Genomic DNA, 17,160 nt, shown 5'->3' with positions numbered 1-17,160 from the left:
CCTCCTCCTAGAGTGGGGCGGGTGGGTGCTCACCCGCCCCACTCTAGGAGGAGGGGCCGGGGCTCAGGCTCCCTGAGCCACCGCGTCCTCGATCGGGGTGGGACCGGAGACGATCTCCCACGTCTTCGCGATGGAGGTCGGCTGCGCCAGGGCGGCGATCACCGTCGCGGCGACGTCCGCTCGCGGGATGCTCCCCTTCTCGACGGAGGTGCCGAGCGTGATCGTGCCGGTGCCCTCGTCGTCCGTCAGCCCGCCCGGGCGGAGGATCGTGTAGTCGAGGCCGGAGTCGCGCAGTGCCGCGTCGGCGTCGCGCTTGGCCTCGACGTAGGCCTTCCAGCCCTCCTCCGTGTCCTCGGGGAGCGGCTCGTCCACACCGATCGCACTGACCTGCACGAAGTGCTGGACCCCGACGATCGCGGCGGCCTTCTGGCTGAGGACGGACGCCCCCAGGTCGACGGTGCGCTTGCGCTCCGGGCCCGAGTCGGGTCCGGCTCCGGCGGTGAAGACCATGCCGTCGACGTGGCCCAGCGCCTCGGCGAAGGCCTCGGGCGTCGTGTCCTCGAGGTCGTGCACGAGCGGCTCGCCGCCCAGCCGGACGATGTCCTCGGCGTGATCGGGGTTGCGGATCACTCCGACCGACTCGTGGCCGGCGTCGTAGAGCAGGTGCAGGATCTGCTGCCCCACCTTGCCGTGGGCTCCGATGACGGCGATGCGTGTCATGGACGTTCCTCTCCTCGTCGGGGCGGGTCGCCCCGTGTTCGTGGTCCCCTCCATCCTGCCGCGGCGACCCTGGACGCCCCCAGGCCTTGACGGCGTCCGGGCACCGGGCAGTCAGGCGGCGAGGCGGTCGTCGCGTCCGGTGATGGCGAGCAGGCGGCTCTGGAGGGAGGCGGCGTCGTCGACCGGCACGGGCGCGGCGTAGAGGCCGCTCGCGCGCAGGGTCTCCTCCTGGGGTGCGAAGAGCTCCCAGACCGCTGCGACGAGCTCCTCGTCCAGCCGGTCGTCGCTGCCGGTCGCGCGGGCGAGGTCCCAGGCGTGGACGGTCACATCGGCCGTCTGCTCCTGCAGCAGTTCGACGGCGCTGACGGTGTCGCGCCCCAGCTGCACGGTCGCGGCCGGGTCGACGGTGCGGACAGCGTCGCGCAGGCGGTCGGTCACGCGGCGCCACTCGCTCCTCAGATCGGTGGCGACGGACTCGAGGCGCAGCGCCGACTCGTCGCCCCCCGAGAGGAGCGTGTGCGCGCGCTGCTGCTCGCGGACGACGTGCAGCACCAGAGCGCGCGTGTCCCACTCGGTGTCGGGCGTGGGGGCCGACCAGTCCTCGACGGCGCTCAGCCGGAGCTCGAAGGCGCGGTGGGCGCGGTCCTGCAGATCGAGCCAGCGGCTCATCTCGGCGCCGGGGCCGGTCTCGGTGGCGGTGGGGGAGTCGGGCTGCTCGTGCGTCATGGTCTCTCCGGAGCGTCGTGGTGCTCGGGTCAACCGCGAGTGGTCGGCGCTCATTCCCGGCCGGCCCGGGCGCAGCGGCCGGGAAGCCGATGTCGGTGGTGGGTGCGATCATGTCCGGAGGTGTGGTCGAGCAGGACGGAGCGGCGTGAGCAGGCAGGACGGCACGGCGTGAGCGAGCAGGACGGCACCGCGTGAGCAAGCAGGACGGCACGGGGCGGCAGGTCACGACCGAGCCCTTCGACGACCCGCGCGCGAGCATCATGCACATCGACATGGACGCGTTCTTCGCCTCCGTCGAGCTGCTCGACCGGCCGGATCTGCGCGGGAGGCCGGTCATCGTGGGCCACCACGGAGCGCGCTCCGTCGTCACAGCGGCGACGTACGAGGCGCGCCGCTACGGCGTCAACTCGGCGATGCCCATGGCGGTCGCCCTCCGCCGCTGCCCGCAGGCCGTGGTCCTCGAGCCGCACATGGAGCGCTACCGCGAGGCCTCTCGCCGCGTCATGGCGATCTTCGACTCCTTCACGCCGCTGGTCGAGCGCCTGAGCATCGACGAGGCGTTCCTCGACGTCGCGGGTGCCCGCCGCATCTCGGGCTCGCCGTTCGCGATCGGCACCGAGATCCGCCGCCGGGTGCACGCCGAGCTCGGGCTGACCTGCTCGGTCGGGATCGCCAGCACCAAGTTCGTCGCCAAGCTCGCCTCCGGCCGCTCCAAGCCCGACGGTCTGCTGGTCGTCCCCGCCGACGGCGTCCGCGAGTTCCTCGATCCGCTGCCCGTGAGCGCGCTGTGGGGAGTCGGCGCGAGCACGGAGGAGGCGCTCGTCCGCCGCGGTCTGCGCACCGTCGCCGACGTCGCGACCACCCCGCTGCCGTCGCTGGTGTCCGCCCTCGGCGAGGCGACCGGGAGGCGCCTGCACGCCCTGGCGAACGGGGTGGATCCGCGGCCGGTCGACACCCGCCAGATCGAGAAGAGCGCCGGACACGAGATCACGTTCGCCGACGACGTGGCCGACCCCGAGCTCGTCCGTCGTGAGCTGCTGCGGCTCTGCGACAAGGTCGCCGTGCGGATGCGCCGCTCGGGAGTGCGCTGCCGCACCGTCGCGGTGAAGGTGCGCTTCGGCGACTTCAGCACCCTCACCCGCTCCCGCACGCTCGTCGAGGCGACGGACGTGGCCCGGGTCCTCTACGAGGCCTCCTCCGCGCTCCTCGAGGCGGCCAACCCGATGCGGCGGCCCGTGCGGCTGATCGGCGTGCGCGGCGAGCAGCTGGTCGAGGGCGACGACGTCGCGTTCTCCCTGTGGAGCGACTCCGACGACTGGCGCGACGCGGAGCTCGCGGTCGACGGCGTGGCCGCCCGCTTCGGCTCCGGGGCCGTGCGTCCCGCCTCGCTCCTGTCCCGGTCGGCTCCCGAGTCGGCCAAGGGGATCGACCTCAGCGACACGCTCGCTACGCGGAACCGATCGTCAGACTGATCGGGCGGTGGTCGGAGCCGTTCGGCGGCAGGACCGCGACGGTCGCGGCGGTGACGCCGTCGGCGAGCGCGTGGTCGAGCGAGACGAGCGGCAGCAGGGACGGCCAGGTCGCCGGGAAGCCGACTCCGCCCGTGCGGACGAGACCCGCCTCCGCCAGCACCGGAGCGAACAGGTGGTCGTCCGTCGGCGTGTTGAAATCGCCGATGACCAGTGTCCGCTCCGACGCGTCGTCTCGAAGAGCGGTGGCGAGGTTCGAGAGCATGGTGTCCCGCTCCTCGTGGTCGCCCGGCCGGAACGAGGCCAGGTGCACCACGAACAGGCGCGCGCTGCCGACCGGCGTGTCGACGTCGACGGCGAGCGCGCGCTCCCAGCCGAGACCGAGGTCGAGCGGCTCCTCGTCGGTCAGCTCGGTCCGGCTCCAGACGCCGACGGTGCTCGAGACGGACGAGTACGGGTACTCGTCGGCCAGCTCGGCGTCGACCGCGTCCACGGCGTCTCCGTCGAGCTCCTGCAGCGCGATCACGTCGGGGCCGCGGGCGGCGAGCGAGGCGGCCAGCCCACCGGCGTCGCTGCTCGTCTCGATGTTCTGGCTGACGACGGTGAACGAGCCGGAGCGCACGGCCGGCGCCGGAAGCGCGACCGGCAGCACCAGCACGCCGTAGACCATCGCCAGCACGGTGACCGCGGCCGCCGTCCGGCGCGACCGGAGGGCCGCCGCGGCCGCGATGAGGAGCAGCACGAGCAGCCCCGTCCAGGGGATCCCGACCTCGAGGACCGACAGCCAGCCGATCGGATCGGGCAGCGCGCGGTGGAAGGCGAGGAAGGCGGCGAGCACGAGGCTCGCGACCGACACCGCGGCCGAGCGCACGGGGCGGCGGCGGCGGGTGCGGGCGGACATCCGTCGATCATGGCAGCAGGTCCCCGGAGGTCCATGGACGAGTCCTGTGCGCCCCGGCGGGCCGCTTGTCGCCGCGGAGAGCCGCGGAGTACCGTCGCACCATGCCCAACATCGCAGTCTCCCTGGCCGACACCGTCACCACCGCGGGTACCGCGACGATCTACGGCGAGCCCGTCACCGTCGACGGCGTCTCGCTCGTCCCCGTCGCCCTCCGCTGGTTCGGTTTCGGCGGAGGCAGCGGCTCCGAGGACGGCCAGGAGGGCGGCGGCGGAGGCGGCGGCGCCACGGTCATCCCGATCGGCGCCTACATCAAGGACGACCTCGGCCTGCGGTTCCAGCCGAACGTGATCTCGGTCCTCGCCGTCGGCATCCCCTTCGTGTGGGTGACCGGCAAGGCCCTCGCGCGCATCATCCGCGCCCTCAAGAAGTAGCCGGAGCGGCCCCGCGTCAGCTGGCGCGCTGCTGGCGCGCGGGGTACCACTTCTTCTTCGTCCGGCCGAAGCCGACGATCAGCCGCTCGGCGTCGTCCGGCCGGCGGGGGTCGTAGATCACCGCGGCGGGCTCGCCGGCCATCCACGCGTCCCCCCGCTTCAGCGGGTACTTCTGCGCGCGCTTCTCCACACCCTCGGCGGTCCGGTAGACGACCAGGAGCCTGCCCAGATCCCGTGCCGAATCGCGATCGCCGCGTGCCGGATCCGGCCCGACGACGCGCGCCGGCACCCGCGTGCCGTAGCTGAGCAGCTCGCGGCGGATCCGCGCACGGCGCTGCCAGAGCAGGGCCTGCAGCAGGACGATCAGCAGCACGGCCAGGACGACGACCACCGACCACGACATGACGTCTATGATTGCCGATGAACACGGGAGTCCGGTGCACCGGGCTGAGAGGAAGGCAGCAGCCTTCGACCGTCGAACCTGATCTGGGTCATGCCAGCGAAGGAACGTTTCGATCTCCTCTTACCAACCCGTGCCCTCCATTCGCTTCCACGAAAGGGCACGTCAGTGCAGAACACGAACGCGCAGAACACGAACGCGCAGAACACGAACGCGCAGAACCTCACCTCCTCCGCCCCGGCCCGGCGCGATCTGCGCTGGCGGGTCGTCGACATCGTGGTGGCGAGCGTCGTCGCCGTCGCGAGCGGGATCGTCTTCTGGGCCTGGGGCCTGGCGACGAACGTCCTCGGCCTCGCTTTCGAGTTCCTGCCCGGGCTCGGCGGGCTCCTCGGCGGCGGCTGGCTCTTCGCCGGCGTCCTCGGCGGCCTGATCATCCGCAAGCCCGGAGCCGCGCTCTACACCGAGCTGGTCGCCGCGGCCGTGTCGGCTCTGATCGGCACCCAGTGGGGCTTCACCGTGCTGATCTCCGGACTCGTGCAGGGACTCGGCGCGGAGATCGTCCTGGCGCTCTTCCTCTACCGCAGCGGCCGTCCGCTCGTCGCGATGCTGGCCGGTGCCGGTGCGGGGCTCGCCCTCGCGATCAACGACCTGCTGTCGTACTACGCCGTCAACGACGCGCTCTTCAAGACCGTCTACGTCGCCTCCTCGATCGTCTCGGGCGCGCTCCTGGCCGGGCTGCTGTCCTGGTTCGCGGTGCGGGGGCTCGCGGCCTCGGGAGCGCTGGACCGCTTCGCATCCGGGCGCGAGGGCCGGACGGTCGAGGGAGCCGGCGCGGGCGCTCGATGAGCGGCGCTTACGTCCGGGCGCGGGGCTGGAGCTGGCGGCACGCGGGACGCTCCCGCGACGCCCTCTCCGGCCTCGATCTCGCGCTGGAGCCGGGGGAGCGCGTGCTGCTCCTCGGCCCCTCCGGCGCGGGAAAGAGCACGCTGCTGCACGCCCTGGCCGGCGTCCTCGGCGGGGAGGAGGACGGCTCCGCGGCGGGCGAGCTCGAGATCGACGGAGCTGCGCCGCTCACCCGGCGCGGTGTCGCGGGGCTCGTGCTGCAGGATCCGGACACTCAGGCGGTCCTGGCGCGGGTCGGCGACGACGTCGCGTTCGCCTGCGAGAACCTCGGCGTGCCGCGCGAGGAGATCCCCGCGCGAGTGCGGGAGGCGCTCGGCGACGTCGGGCTCGACGTTCCGCTGGACCACTCCACCTCGGCGCTCTCGGGCGGGCAGAAGCAGAGGCTCGCCCTGGCGGGTGTGCTCGCCATGCGTCCGCGGCTCCTGCTCCTCGACGAGCCCACCGCCAACCTCGATCCGGACGGTGTACGCGAGGTGCGGGCGGCGGTGGAGCGCACGGCCGCCCGCACGGGGGCGACGCTGATCGTCGTCGAGCACCGGGTCGACGTGTGGGTCGGCCTCGTCGACCGGGTCGTGGTGCTCGGGCGGGACGGCGCGGTCGTCGCCGACGGCGCTCCAGTCGAGGTCCTCGATCGAACGCACGACGTGCTCCGCGCCTCCGGCGTCTGGCTGCCCGGTGACACCCCCGCCCGGCGCGGGGCGAGCGAGCTGCCCTCGCCCGCCGCCCTGAGCGCGCACGACCTCGCCATCGGCCGGCCCGTCCTCGGGCGCCGCCGCTCGACCATCGTGGCCTCGGGGCTCGAGCTCGCCGTCGACTCCGCGCGGGCCACGGCCGTGCTGGGACCCAACGGCGCGGGGAAGTCGACCCTCGCGCTCACGCTGGCCGGTCTCCTGCCGCCGGTCGCGGGGCGGGTGACCGCCTCCGAGTCGCTCCGCGCCGGTGCGGGCCCGGAGCCGATCCGCTGGACCTCGGCTCAGCTCGCCGGACGGATCGCGATGGTGTTCCAGGAGCCGGAGCACCAGTTCCTCACCGCTCGCGTGCGCGCCGAGCTCGCGCTGGGCGCCCGCGACGAGACGGAGCGGCATCGGGCGGAGGAGCTCCTGGAGCGCCTCGGCCTCGCGCACCTCGCCGACGCCAACCCGTTCACCCTCTCCGGAGGCGAGAAGCGGCGCCTGGCCGTCGCGTCCGCCCTCACCCGGTCGCCGTCCGTGCTCGTCCTCGACGAGCCGACGTTCGGGCAGGACCGCCTGACCTGGGAGGTGCTCGTCGACCTCCTCGCCGAGCAGCGCGACGCAGGCACGGCGGTGCTCGCCGTCACCCACGACGAGGCGCTGGTCGCCGCCCTCGCCGACTCGGTCGTCACCCTCGGCGCCCGCGAGGTGGTGTCGGGATGACGCTCCTCGACTCCGTTCCCGCGCGCAGCCGGATCGCCCGGGCCAACCCGGTGGCCAAGCTCCTCGCCAGCCTGGTCATCGCGTTCGCGCTCCTCCTCACGGTCGATGCGGTCTCCGCGGCGACGGCGCTGGCGCTCGAGCTGCTGGTTCTGCCCTTCGCGGGGCTCCGAGCGGGTGAGCTCGTGCGGCGGACGGCTCCCGTCTGGATCGCGGCTCCGCTCGCCGGCCTCTCGACAGTCCTCTACGGGCGCGACAGCGGCGCCGTCTACGCGGAGTTCCTCATCGTGTCGGTCACAGAGGGATCCGTCGCCCTCGGGCTGGCCATCGCGCTGCGCGTCCTGGCGATCGGACTGCCGAGCGTGGTCCTCATCGCCACCACCGACCCGACGGACCTGGCGGACGGCCTCGCGCAGATCCTGCGCCTGCCCTCGCGCTTCGTGCTCGGCGCTCTCGCCGGCATGCGGCTCGTCGGTCTGCTCGTCGACGACTGGCGCACCCTGTCGATGGCCCGCCGGGCCCGTGGGGTCGCCGACGGCCGCGGGCCCGTCGAGGCGCTCCGCAGCCTCGCGGCCCGCACGTTCTCGCTGCTCGTGCTGGCCATCCGGCGGGGGAGCAGGCTCGCGACGGCGATGGAGGCGAAGGGCTTCGGCTCCGGCGTCCCGCGCACCTGGGCGCGGCAGTCGCGCCTCGGAGCCGGCGACCTCCTGCTGCTCGCGGGCGGAGTGCTGATCGCTGCCGTCGCCGTGACCGCCGCCGTCGTCACCGGCTCCTGGAGCTTCGTCCTGCATGGCTGAGCGGATCCTGCCGCTGACGGATCACACGGCGGGCGACCTCGCCCGCTCCGTGATCGCGCGGCGTCGTCGGACGGTGCTGCTGGACGGACCGAGCGGCTCCGGCAAGTCGACGTTCGCGCGCGCGCTGGTCGAGCAGCTCCGTCTCGCGCCGGCGGCATCGTCGGTCGCGCTCGTGCGGATGGACGACCTCTACCCCGGCTGGACGGGCCTGGACCGGGCGTCGCGGGAGACGGCCGGGACGCTCGTCCGCCCCCACGGCCTCGGCCTCGCGGCGCACTGGCGGCCCTGGAACTGGGCCGCGGGGACGACGGCCGGGCGCCGCGTCGTCCGCGAGACGCTTCTCGTGCTCGAGGGCTGCGGATCGGCCGGCGCCGCCGCGCGCCGCCACGCCGATCTGGTGGTCTGGCTCGAGGCCGACGACGAGGTGCGGCGCGTGCGCGCGCTCGAGCGCGACGGCGAGCTCTTCGCTCCGCACTGGGACGCCTGGGACCGCGACTTCCGCTCCTACTGCGCTCGGGATCGGCCCCGGGAGAACGCCGACCTCGTGCTGGACACGGGCGGCGGGGGAGCGGTGCGCGGCTGAGGGGTCCCCGCCGAGCGCGGCGACGAGCGGATGCCGGTGGGAGGCTCTCCCTCGGCGGCGGTCAGGCCCAGCCGAGCTCGTGCAGCCGGTCGTCGTCGATGCCGTAGAAGTGCGCGATCTCGTGGACGAGCGTGACGTGGATCTCGTCGCGCAGCGCGTCCAGATCGTCGCACGCGGCGAGGTGCGGCTCGCGGAACAGCACGATGCGGTCGGGCATCTCGCCGAAGCCGTAGCGCTCGCGCTCGGTGAGGGCGACGCCGTCGTAGTAGCCGAGCAGATCCAGGGTCCCGTCCTCGGGCCGGTCCTCCACGACGAAGACGACGTTGTCGAGCCCGTCGACCATGTCGTCCGGGAGCGCGTCGAGCTCGGAGATCACCAGGGCTTCGAAGGCGTCCTCGTCCAGCTCGAGCATCCGGGACCTCTCTGCGTCGGCGATCGCTGCCGGTCGCCGGATGTGCGAAGAGGCCCGGAGTCGGAACTCCGGGCCTCTTCCGCTGCATGCACAGCCACTGGGGTGAGTAACGGGGCTCGAACCCGCGACCTCCTAGACCACAACCAGGCGCTCTGCCAACTGAGCTATACCCACCAGGAGCGTGTTCCGGCGGGGTGACCCGCCGAAGCAACTGTACGAGAGTACTACATCCGCGAGGCGAACTCGTCCACGACGGCGGCCGACACGGCCTGCACCTCGGCGGTGCTCGGCCCCGGCTGCTCCACGAACACGGCACGGCGGTAGTACTGCAGCTCGCGGATGCTCTCGAGGATGTCGGCGAGAGCGCGGTGTCCGCCGTGCTTCTTGGGCGCGTTGAAGTAGATGCGCGGGAACCAGCGCCGTGCCAGCTCCTTGATCGTGCTGACATCGACGTTGCGGTAGTGCAGGTGGCCGTCGAGGCGCGGCATGAACTTCGCGAGGAAGGCGCGGTCGGTGCCGATCGAGTTGCCGGCGAGGGGGGCCTGCTGCTCCGCCGGGACGTGCTTCAGCACGTACTCCAGCACCTCGTACTCGGCCTCCGCGACGCTGACGCCGGAGGGGATCTCGACCAGCAGCCCGGAGGTCTCGTGCATCGACCGGACGAAGTCGCCCATGTTCTCGAGCGCGGTCGCGTCGGGCCGGATGACGAGGGAGAGCCCCTCGTCGAGCGGGTTCAGCTCGAAGTCGGTGACGACGACGGCGATCTCGACGAGCTCGTCGACGGAGAGGTCGAGCCCCGTCATCTCGCAGTCGATCCAGACAAGACGGTCGGGGGCGCTACTCATGCGGGGCAGTCTATCGGCGGCCGCCGACACCCGGTCCGGCCGTCCCGCTCCTCCTACACTGGACCCTCGTGATCACGCTCGCCTGCTGCCTCCTGATCGTCAACGCCGTGTGGAACGCGATCGTCTGGCCGCCCTTCCTCCGCCGCGTCCGCAAGGACCCGCGGGCGCGCGACGCGGACGGCCGCGCGACGACCTTCCTCCGCGTGCACACGGTGCTCATCGGCGTGTCGCTCGCCCTCGCCGTGGTCTCCCTAGTCGTGGGAGTGCTGGGACTCGTCCGGGGCGCCTAGGCCCCGGCGGGCGCGGCCCCTGCGCTTCGGTATCGTGGTCGCAGTCCGCCCCCGTAGCTCAGCGGATAGAGCAGGAGCCTTCTAATCTCTTGGTCGCAGGTTCGATTCCTGCCGGGGGCACCATCGGATCGGGAGCGCGCCGGTCGCCGTCCCTAGTCTTGTCCCGGTGGCGTGCGGATCAGCGTCGACGCCTCGCGCCCGTCCTTCGACCGCGTCGCGGCCTCTCCTCGGGCGGCGCTGCGCTCCTCCGAGGAGTGACGCCCGGCACCCACGGGGTTTTCCTCCGCTCCGGTGACCCTCGGACGAGGACTCGCGGTCGCTCCACCAGTAACACACCGGCAAATCGGAGGCAACACCGGCGTGTTTCCCACCCGAAGTCGTTTGAGTGTCATTCAGGCACCTAGTCTTGGGGTGTCCGGAATTACAACGACGTAACGAACGGAGGTACGACCATGCTGCTCCTCGCCATCCTCGGTGGAATCGCCGTCGCGTGGACGATCGTCGCGGCGCCCCTCGCCGTACTGGTCGGCCGAGTCGCCCGTGCACGTGATGCACACAGCTAGTCAGTACACGCACCGCCCGCACCACGGAGAAGGCCCCGATCGCACTCGCGATCGGGGCCTTCTTCTCGTGGTCGGGAGCACTCAGACCGAGCTGCGGTCCTGGCCTCGGTCGTCGTCCGAGGCGGACCGCTCGAACCGGGCCTCGTCCGCCCGGACGACCGCCTCGTCGTCGGCCGGCACGTCGTCGCGGTCTCCGTCGGCCGGAGCCGACGGCGTCGCGTCGTGCTCCGCGTCCGGCTGCGGCTCGGCGGCAGGAGCCGAGCGCTGCGGGTCGACGGGCGGCAGCTCCTCCACGGGACGCTCGCGCGACGGCACCTCCAGGCGGTCGACGTCGGCGAGCAGGCGGCGGGTCTCCTCCTGCGAGGCGTCCCCGGCCGACGCGGGGAGGACGATCGTGGGCGTCTGCGGGGCTGCAGAGCCGGAGGCGGAGCCCGCGCCGACGACGACCGGTGCGACGGCGGTCGGTGCGGCGGCCGGGGGAGCGGTGCGCTGGGGAGCGGCCTCGGCGGTGCTCGCGGCCCGATCGGACGACGGAGCGGACTCGGCGGAGCGGTCTCGACCCGTCTCCGAGAAGCGCCAGCGCTCGAGGTCGGCGAGGAAGGCCTTCCGGGCGCGCCCGGGCTTGTCCCGCCACTGCACGAGGCGGTCGCGGAACTCGCCCACGCTCGCCTGCGTCTGGTAGCCGCCGGTGCTCGACGTGTGCTTCAGCTCGGCGAGCTCGTGAGCGGCCCAGTTGGCCGCGACTCCGGAGCCCTTGACGGGCAGGAGGCGCAGGTGCGTCTCGGCCTGCGCGGACGCGCGGTCGCTGAGGACGCGCTCCGGGCTGCTGAGGACGTTCCAGGCCGAGGCGTCGACCGCGGCGTCGACGAGCGTCGCGATGACCGCGTTCTTCCGCTCGTGATCCTGCTGACGGATGAGGCGCGCGATGGAGGCCCGGAAGACGGAGCCGATCACGATCGCTCCGACCACCACGGCCAGCAGGACCACAGCGGCCGTGAAGACCGCCTGGTGCCCGTCGCTCGTGCGGATCCAGGACATGAACTCGTTCCACCACTGCATGGGGCGAACGCTATCCGGGGCGGTCGCCGCCGCCCGTTCGGCACGCCGCCGACCGGGCGGATCGGCGCGTCAGGCGACGCGGAAGACCTCGATCGCGTCGTCGACGCTCCAGAACTCGCCGAGCTCGGCGCCGGCGGGCATGCCCGCCCGCAGCAGCCGGGCGCGGTACCGCTCGCCGAGCGGATCCTCGACCAGCTCGATGTGACCGACCACGGCGCCCGAGCCGGTGCTCACGCGCCACAGCCGGGCGTTGACCCGGGTGAGCGTCGGCGGGGTGCGGGTGGCGTGCAGCGTGGACAGGGACATCGGTTCCTCCTGCTCGAGTCTCGGAGCACCCACCGGCCGAGTGCTGTCGCAGACTACGGCCGACCACCGACATCCCCGCCGGGGCGTCAGCGCAGGGTCGTGCCGTGCACCGCGAACTCCTCGATCGCGTCGATCTCCTCCTGCGAGAGGGGGCCGGCGTCCAGCGCGGCGACGTTCTGCTCGAGCTGCGCGACGCTCGACGCGCCGATGATGGCGCTCGTGACGGTGGGCACCCGGAGCACCCAGCTCAGGGCGAGCTGGGCCAGCGACTGGCCGCGCTGCTGCGCGATCGCGTTCAGGCCGCGGGCGCGCGTCAGGTACGCCTCGTCGATCCGGTCGGAGGAGAGGAAGCGCGACGTCGCCGCACGGGACCCCTCCGGCACGGTGCCGTCGAGGTAGCGGTCCGTCAGGAGCCCCTGCGCCAGCGGCGAGAAGACGATGCAGCCGGTGCCGAGCTCGTCGAGCACGGGGAAGAGGCCGTCCTCGGGTCCGCGGTCGAAGAGCGAGTAGCGGGGCTGGTGCAGGAGGAGCGGGACTCCGCTGCCCGCCAGTGCCGCCTGCGCGGCCCGGGTCTGCTCGGGCGAGTAGTTCGAGATGCCGGCGTAGAGCGCCTTGCCCGACTCCACCGCCGAGACGAGAGCGCCCATGGTCTCCTCGATCGGAGTCTCCGGGTCCGGACGGTGCGAGTAGAAGACGTCCACGTAGTCGACGCCGATCCGCTGCAGGCTCTGGTCGAGCGAGGAGAGCAGGTACTTGCGCGAGCCGCCGTCCCCGTACGGGCCGGGCCACATGTCGTATCCGGCCTTGGACGAGATGACGATCTCGTCTCGGTACGGGCGGAGGTCCTCCGCGAGGATGCGGCCGAAGGCCGTCTCGGCGGCGCCGTAGGGCGGTCCGTAGTTGTTCGCGAGGTCGAAGTGGGTGACGCCCAGGTCGAACGCGCGGCGGAGGATCGCGCGCTGCGTGTCGAGGGAGCGGTCGGATCCGAAGTTGTGCCAGAGGCCCAGCGACAGGGCGGGCAGCAGCAGGCCGCTCCGTCCGGTGCGTCGGTAGTCCATCCGGTCGTAGCGGGCGGGGGCGGCGTCGTAGCTCACGCCGCGACTCTATTGCAGGGGGCGGATCCGCGGAATGCAGGGGGCGGTGAGCGTGTTGGACCGACTGACGCCTCCGGCACCCCGGACGCGTCGACGCGACAGGAAGTGAGTCACACGCAATGCGCACATTCGTACTCGCCGGAGGATGCTTCTGGTGTCTGGACGCCGTCTACCGCGTCCTCGACGGCGTGACCGACGTCGTCTCCGGCTACACCGGCGGCCGCACGACCGAGCCCGACTACGAGGACGTCTGCTCCGGGCGCACCGGCCACGCCGAGGCCGTCGCCGTCACCTTCGACCCCGAGGTCATCCCCGAGCAGGTCGTCCTCGACGTCTTCTTCACCCTGCACGACCCGCGACAGCTGAACCGCCAGGGCAACGACGTCGGCACGCAGTACCGCTCGGCGATGTTCTACTCCTCCGACGAGGAGAAGGAGCTGTTCGAGACCGCGCGCGACCGTGCGTCCGAGTGGTGGGACGGCCCGATCGTCACCGAGATCTCGCCGCTGGGCGTCTACTACCCCGCCGAGGACTACCACCAGGACTTCTTCGCGAAGAACCCGGGCCAGGGCTACTGCATGGCGGTCGCACTGCCCAAGGTGAACAAGATCCGCAAGTCCTACTCGAGGTACATCACCGCGTCGTAACGCTCCTCCACAGGGGACGATCCGCTCGTCCTCTCCCCAGAAGGGCCCGCCTCCACCTCGGAGGCGGGCCCTTCGTCGCGACACTGGCCCTGCGGCGCCCGAGCGGTACCAGCCCCCTCCGCCCGGGCGCCGTGCCCGTCGCAGCCGTGGCGGGGCAGGAGTAGAGAGGACACGACCATGACCGACACCCTGACCGTCATCGGGACCATCGGCACCGAGCCCCGGAGCATCGACACCTCCAGCGGCACCGCGATGACCAGCTTCCGGCTCGCCTCGACGCAGCGGCGCTACGACCGCTCGGAGCAGCGCTGGGTCGACGTCTCGACCAACTGGTACACCGTCACCGCGTTCAACGGCCTGGCCGGCAACGCGCTGTCCTCCCTGTCGCGCGGCGACCGGATCCTGGTCACCGGGCGGCTCGGGGTGAGGGCCTGGGAGGCGGGAGGCAAGGCCGGTACCGATGTGGTCCTCACGGCCGAGGGCATCGGGCACGACCTCGCCTGGGGGACCAGCAGCTTCACGAAGACCGTCGGGCGCGCCTCTGCTCCCGCCCCCGCCGCCGAGCCCGCGTGGAGCGAGGAGGCGCCGCGCGAGGGCGCCGCGGCGGGGGACTGGGGCGCGTCGGGCCAAGACCGCGGTGATGCCGTGCCCGAGCCGCCGGTGGCGGCGGGCGTCGGCGGAGGCGCTCCCGGTCTCTCGGTAGGATCCGGGGAGACCCCGTTCTGATCCGGGGGACCGGAGCGAGAGCCGTCCCGGTCGGGAGGAGCCGGGCGTGACACGGAACCGAGCGGCCCGCATCGCGCTCGTGCTCGGCGGTCTCGCCGTCTGCCTCTCCGGTTGCACGTCGCCGTCGGCGCCGGACCCCGTGGTGTCCTCCTCCGCGGCCGAGGCGCCGGCACCGGCGGAGTCCGCCGCACCCGTCGCCTTCGTGCCGGGCGGGACGACGGAGCAGAACCTCCCCGTGTTCGAGCAGACCCTTCGCGCGGCGGCCGAGCCCGATCCGGAGGTGAGCGGCTCCAGCGTGGTCGACGCGCTCGTCGCGGCGGGGTTCTCCCGCGAGTCGATGCAGCTGACAGCGGACGAGACCTCGGTCGGACTCGACGCGGACTCGGTGCAGGTCTCCGTCAAGCTCGGGGAGTCGTGCCTCATCGGCCAGTACGGCCCGAAGAGCGGCGGGGTGCGGGCGGTGATCGCGGCACCGATCGCGACCGGCGCCTGCCTGGTCGGCCGGACCGTCCCGATCCAGGGCTGACGCGCCGGACCCGACCGGGAACCGCCCCGCCGTGCGCCCCGGTCGGGGTCTGAAAGGGCGAAAGGATCCTCGACGAGGCCCCTCGCCCGTCGAGTCCGAGAGCGCCCGGTGTTCGCCCGACGCTCCTGCAGGACCACTCCGACCGGTGCGGATCCGAGCGTGAGCACAGCCTCGTGCGGGCGGACCGGTCGACGATCCCGGTGGTCGGCGGCGCCCTCCCCTCCCCGGGACGCCGCTCCGCACGGTTAGGCTGCCCTGACCGACACGTGGGCCCCAGCGCGGGCACCGCGACGGACGTGCCGACAGGAGTGCTCGGCACGAGGACCACGACGAGGGGGAACTCGCCATGACCACATCCCGACCGCAGACGACGACGCGAGCGAGGTGGAGGCGCGCCGCCATCGCGGTCGCGAGCACGGCAGCCGTCGTCCTCGGAGTGACGACAGGAGCCGGAGCGGCCGCCGCCGAGCAGGAGCGTCTGTCCGCGCAGGTCAGTCCCTATAACTGGTCGACGACGGAGACCTTCTCGGCCGCCCAGACCGCTGCCGTCGCGGGCGACGTCACCGGGCTCGACGTCACGCTCTCCGACTCCGCTCGGCCGACGGGACCGTACCCGGCGTTCACGACCTACAACTGGGCCATCGGGGACTACGACCTCGCCGGGTCGGCGACCCTCGCGTCCGGAAGTCGCAGCTTCCGCATCGACCTGAAGCAGCCCCTCGCCTCGTTCGGCAGTGGAACCGTCGCTCTGCAGATCACTGCGCAGAAGCAGCCGATCAAGAACCCCGAGGAGCCGATCGGCCAGCCGGTCGACAGCGGCTACGAGCTGACCACGTCGGCCACCCTCTCCGTCGCCGAAGCCTCCGGCAGCGGCGGCGTCGGCGGGGTCGACCTCAGCGGGACCGCGCAGACGCTGCAGCGGAGCGCCGCGTACTTCGCGTACAAGAAGGACGTCGACGTCGTGGAGGTCAAGGGCGGCGACACCGTCGTCCTCGAGTCCAACCGGGACGGCTTCTACGACCTCCAGGGGCTCGCCGCCTACGTCGGTCCCAGCAGGACCGAGCGGATCCCCGCCCAGGTGGTCGCGGACAACGATCAGTCCAAGGTCACCGTGACGATCCCGTCCAGCGCCTACGACGCCTACAAGGACCGCGTGAGCAGCCTGCTCCAGGTCACCGGCATCAGCAACGGCAGGGTGGAGCAGCCCCGCGGAGCGACCATCACGTCGGACGCCGCGGTCCGTGTGACGGGAAGCGGAGCCACCACCCCGCCGGTCACGCCGTCCCCGACGGCCACCGCGACCACCCCGCCGGTCACGCCAAGCCCGACCACTCCTCCGGTCACGCCCGTGCCGACCAGTACGCCGACGGCCCCGCCTGCCGGCTCGCCGGTCGTCTCGCGCATCTCGGGCACCGACCGTCAGGGCACCGCGGTCGAGGTGTCCAAGCGCACCTTCCCGGCGAACGTCCCCGTCGTCTACGTCGCCACCGGGCAGAACTTCCCGGACGCGCTCAGCGCCGGACCCGCCGCGGCCAAGGCGGGCGGGCCGCTGCTCCTGGTCGACCGCGACTCGATGAGCCAGGTCGTCCGCACCGAGCTGACGCGTCTCAAGCCCGCGAAGATCGTCGTCGTGGGCTCCGAGCTCAGCGTCGGCAGCCAGGTCTACAGCGACCTGGCCGCGTATGCGCCGAAGGGGAAGACCACACGCATCGGCGGAGTCGACCGCTACGACACCTCGAAGCTGATCCTCCAGGACGCCTTCAGGGGCGGCTCCTCGATGGCCTGGCTGGCCACGGGCGAGAAGTTCCCCGACGCCCTGAGCGCCAGCGCCGCAGCCGGCGCGAATAGCGCTCCGGTGGTGCTGACCAACGGAACCGGCTCCACGGTGGACCCCCTCACCCAGCAGATCATCAGCGGCCTCAAGGTCAGTAGCTTGACGATCGCGGGCTCGACGCTCTCGGTCAGCGCCGGCATCGAGCGCTCGATCACGGGCCCGGTGATCACCCGCATCGGCGGGACCGACCGGTACGACACCTCGGAGAAGCTGAACGAGGCGGCCTTCACCTCGGCGAATACCGTCTACCTCGCGACCGGTGAGAAGTTCCCCGACGCCCTGGCCGGAGCCACGGCGGCGGGCTACACCGGGAGCCCGCTCTTCGCGGTCCAGCCCACCTGCGTGCCCCGGGCGGTCCTCGCCGACATCACCGCGTCCAAGGCGACGCAGGTGATCCTGCTCGGCAGCACGGACACGCTGTCCGAGGCGGTGGAGCGCCTGACGCCCTGCAGCTGATCCGCACCGTCGTCCGCTGACGCGATCCGCCCTCCCCACCGGCCCGGCCGGAGCGGAGGGCGGTCCGCGTTCAGACGCTCC

Annotated in this window: 20 protein-coding genes, 2 tRNA genes and 1 riboswitch; of the genes, 12 read left to right on the top strand and 10 right to left on the bottom strand. The window is 72.6% G+C overall.

Going from position 1 to position 17,160, the window contains the following annotated elements; genetic code table 11:
• Positions 1-63: 63 nt before the first annotated feature.
• Both C5C29_RS13255 and C5C29_RS13250 read right to left on the bottom strand, forming a co-directional pair.
• Positions 64-720, bottom strand: coding sequence for an SDR family oxidoreductase (locus C5C29_RS13255; protein WP_104223727.1), 657 nt, complete (start codon positions 718-720; stop codon positions 64-66).
• 111 nt (positions 721-831) lie between these two features.
• A complete protein-coding gene (locus tag C5C29_RS13250) occupies positions 832-1,446 on the bottom strand; it encodes a TIGR03086 family metal-binding protein (protein ID WP_258062280.1) in 615 nt (204 codons plus the stop codon).
• 191 nt (positions 1,447-1,637) lie between these two features.
• Here C5C29_RS13250 and dinB point away from each other — a divergent pair, with 191 nt between their 5' ends.
• Entirely contained in the window at positions 1,638-2,918 is a 1,281-nt protein-coding gene (gene dinB, locus C5C29_RS13245) for a DNA polymerase IV (protein ID WP_104223726.1), read from the top strand.
• On the opposite strand, the gene C5C29_RS13240 is transcribed toward dinB, so the two are convergent.
• Positions 2,893-3,816: an endonuclease/exonuclease/phosphatase family protein gene (locus C5C29_RS13240; RefSeq protein WP_104223725.1), complete on the bottom strand. Its 924-nt coding sequence runs from the start codon at positions 3,814-3,816 to the stop codon at positions 2,893-2,895. The two genes, dinB and C5C29_RS13240, sit on opposite strands and share 26 nt — an antisense overlap.
• Positions 3,817-3,917: 101 nt before the next feature.
• Between C5C29_RS13240 and C5C29_RS13235 the strand changes: the two genes are divergently transcribed.
• The gene (locus C5C29_RS13235; RefSeq protein ID WP_104223724.1) at positions 3,918-4,247 is read left to right on the top strand and encodes a hypothetical protein; all 330 of its coding nucleotides are present in this window, start codon (positions 3,918-3,920) and stop codon (positions 4,245-4,247) included.
• A 16-nt stretch (positions 4,248-4,263) separates the two neighbouring features.
• On the opposite strand, the gene C5C29_RS13230 is transcribed toward C5C29_RS13235, so the two are convergent.
• Entirely contained in the window at positions 4,264-4,650 is a 387-nt protein-coding gene (locus C5C29_RS13230; RefSeq protein WP_104223723.1) for a DUF3592 domain-containing protein, read from the bottom strand.
• A gap of 14 nt (positions 4,651-4,664) precedes the next feature.
• Positions 4,665-4,772, top strand: a riboswitch (TPP riboswitch).
• Between the two features lie 43 nt (positions 4,773-4,815).
• Between C5C29_RS13230 and C5C29_RS13225 the strand changes: the two genes are divergently transcribed.
• Genes C5C29_RS13225 through C5C29_RS13210 form a run of 4 tightly spaced genes read left to right on the top strand, consistent with a single transcriptional unit; the run spans position 4,816 to position 8,321 of the window.
• Positions 4,816-5,493 (top strand): ECF transporter S component, encoded by a 678-nt coding sequence (locus tag C5C29_RS13225; RefSeq protein ID WP_104223722.1) that lies wholly within the window; start codon positions 4,816-4,818, stop codon positions 5,491-5,493.
• Complete coding sequence (locus C5C29_RS13220; RefSeq protein WP_104223721.1) at positions 5,490-6,944, top strand: ABC transporter ATP-binding protein; 1,455 nt, start codon at positions 5,490-5,492, stop codon at positions 6,942-6,944. The genes C5C29_RS13225 and C5C29_RS13220 overlap by 4 nt, the downstream gene beginning before the upstream one ends.
• The gene (locus tag C5C29_RS13215) at positions 6,941-7,738 is read left to right on the top strand and encodes an energy-coupling factor transporter transmembrane protein EcfT (RefSeq protein WP_104223720.1); all 798 of its coding nucleotides are present in this window, start codon (positions 6,941-6,943) and stop codon (positions 7,736-7,738) included. The genes C5C29_RS13220 and C5C29_RS13215 overlap by 4 nt, the downstream gene beginning before the upstream one ends.
• On the top strand, positions 7,731-8,321 hold the full coding sequence (locus C5C29_RS13210) for an AAA family ATPase (RefSeq protein WP_219812296.1): 591 nt from the start codon (positions 7,731-7,733) through the stop codon (positions 8,319-8,321). The genes C5C29_RS13215 and C5C29_RS13210 overlap by 8 nt, the downstream gene beginning before the upstream one ends.
• A 61-nt stretch (positions 8,322-8,382) precedes the next feature.
• On the opposite strand, the gene C5C29_RS13205 is transcribed toward C5C29_RS13210, so the two are convergent.
• The 3 genes from C5C29_RS13205 to orn all read right to left on the bottom strand — a co-directional run bounded on the left by C5C29_RS13205 (position 8,383) and on the right by orn (position 9,578).
• A complete protein-coding gene (locus C5C29_RS13205) occupies positions 8,383-8,733 on the bottom strand; it encodes a metallopeptidase family protein (RefSeq protein WP_104223719.1) in 351 nt (116 codons plus the stop codon).
• Between the two features lie 98 nt (positions 8,734-8,831).
• A tRNA-His gene (locus tag C5C29_RS13200) sits at positions 8,832-8,907 on the bottom strand.
• A gap of 50 nt (positions 8,908-8,957) precedes the next feature.
• On the bottom strand, positions 8,958-9,578 hold the full coding sequence (orn, locus tag C5C29_RS13195; protein ID WP_104223718.1) for an oligoribonuclease: 621 nt from the start codon (positions 9,576-9,578) through the stop codon (positions 8,958-8,960).
• 68 nt (positions 9,579-9,646) lie between these two features.
• Between orn and C5C29_RS13190 the strand changes: the two genes are divergently transcribed.
• The gene (locus C5C29_RS13190; protein ID WP_104223717.1) at positions 9,647-9,868 is read left to right on the top strand and encodes an SCO4848 family membrane protein; all 222 of its coding nucleotides are present in this window, start codon (positions 9,647-9,649) and stop codon (positions 9,866-9,868) included.
• A 47-nt stretch (positions 9,869-9,915) separates the two neighbouring features.
• Positions 9,916-9,991: transfer RNA gene (locus tag C5C29_RS13185), tRNA-Arg, on the top strand.
• Positions 9,992-10,512: 521 nt separating this feature from the next.
• Here the strand turns inward: C5C29_RS13185 and C5C29_RS13180 are convergent.
• The 3 genes from C5C29_RS13180 to C5C29_RS13170 all read right to left on the bottom strand — a co-directional run bounded on the left by C5C29_RS13180 (position 10,513) and on the right by C5C29_RS13170 (position 12,890).
• Positions 10,513-11,490 carry a hypothetical protein gene (locus C5C29_RS13180; RefSeq protein ID WP_104223716.1) on the bottom strand — a complete coding sequence of 326 codons (978 nt, stop codon included), beginning with the start codon at positions 11,488-11,490 and terminating at the stop codon, positions 10,513-10,515.
• Between the two features lie 69 nt (positions 11,491-11,559).
• A complete protein-coding gene (locus tag C5C29_RS17205) occupies positions 11,560-11,796 on the bottom strand; it encodes a hypothetical protein (protein WP_104223715.1) in 237 nt (78 codons plus the stop codon).
• Positions 11,797-11,882: 86 nt separating this feature from the next.
• The gene (locus tag C5C29_RS13170; protein WP_104223714.1) at positions 11,883-12,890 is read right to left on the bottom strand and encodes an aldo/keto reductase; all 1,008 of its coding nucleotides are present in this window, start codon (positions 12,888-12,890) and stop codon (positions 11,883-11,885) included.
• A gap of 119 nt (positions 12,891-13,009) precedes the next feature.
• On the opposite strand from C5C29_RS13170, the gene msrA reads away from it, so the two are divergent.
• From msrA to C5C29_RS13145, 4 genes are all read left to right on the top strand, one after another.
• Positions 13,010-13,537, top strand: a complete 528-nt coding sequence (gene msrA, locus C5C29_RS13165) for a peptide-methionine (S)-S-oxide reductase MsrA (protein WP_104223713.1) — start codon at positions 13,010-13,012, stop codon at positions 13,535-13,537.
• Positions 13,538-13,714: 177 nt separating this feature from the next.
• Positions 13,715-14,263 (top strand): single-stranded DNA-binding protein, encoded by a 549-nt coding sequence (locus tag C5C29_RS13155; protein ID WP_104223711.1) that lies wholly within the window; start codon positions 13,715-13,717, stop codon positions 14,261-14,263.
• A 46-nt stretch (positions 14,264-14,309) separates the two neighbouring features.
• Positions 14,310-14,789 (top strand): DUF6993 domain-containing protein, encoded by a 480-nt coding sequence (locus C5C29_RS13150; RefSeq protein WP_104223710.1) that lies wholly within the window; start codon positions 14,310-14,312, stop codon positions 14,787-14,789.
• A gap of 346 nt (positions 14,790-15,135) precedes the next feature.
• Entirely contained in the window at positions 15,136-17,079 is a 1,944-nt protein-coding gene (locus C5C29_RS13145; protein WP_104223709.1) for a cell wall-binding repeat-containing protein, read from the top strand.
• Positions 17,080-17,160 lie beyond the last annotated feature (81 nt).

Source organism: Rathayibacter sp. AY1H2 (assembly GCF_002931985.1).
Classification (GTDB): Bacteria; Actinomycetota; Actinomycetes; order Actinomycetales; family Microbacteriaceae; genus Rathayibacter.
The sequence above is the reverse complement of the archived record's forward strand: the minus strand, read 5'-3'. Positions and strand labels throughout refer to the sequence as shown.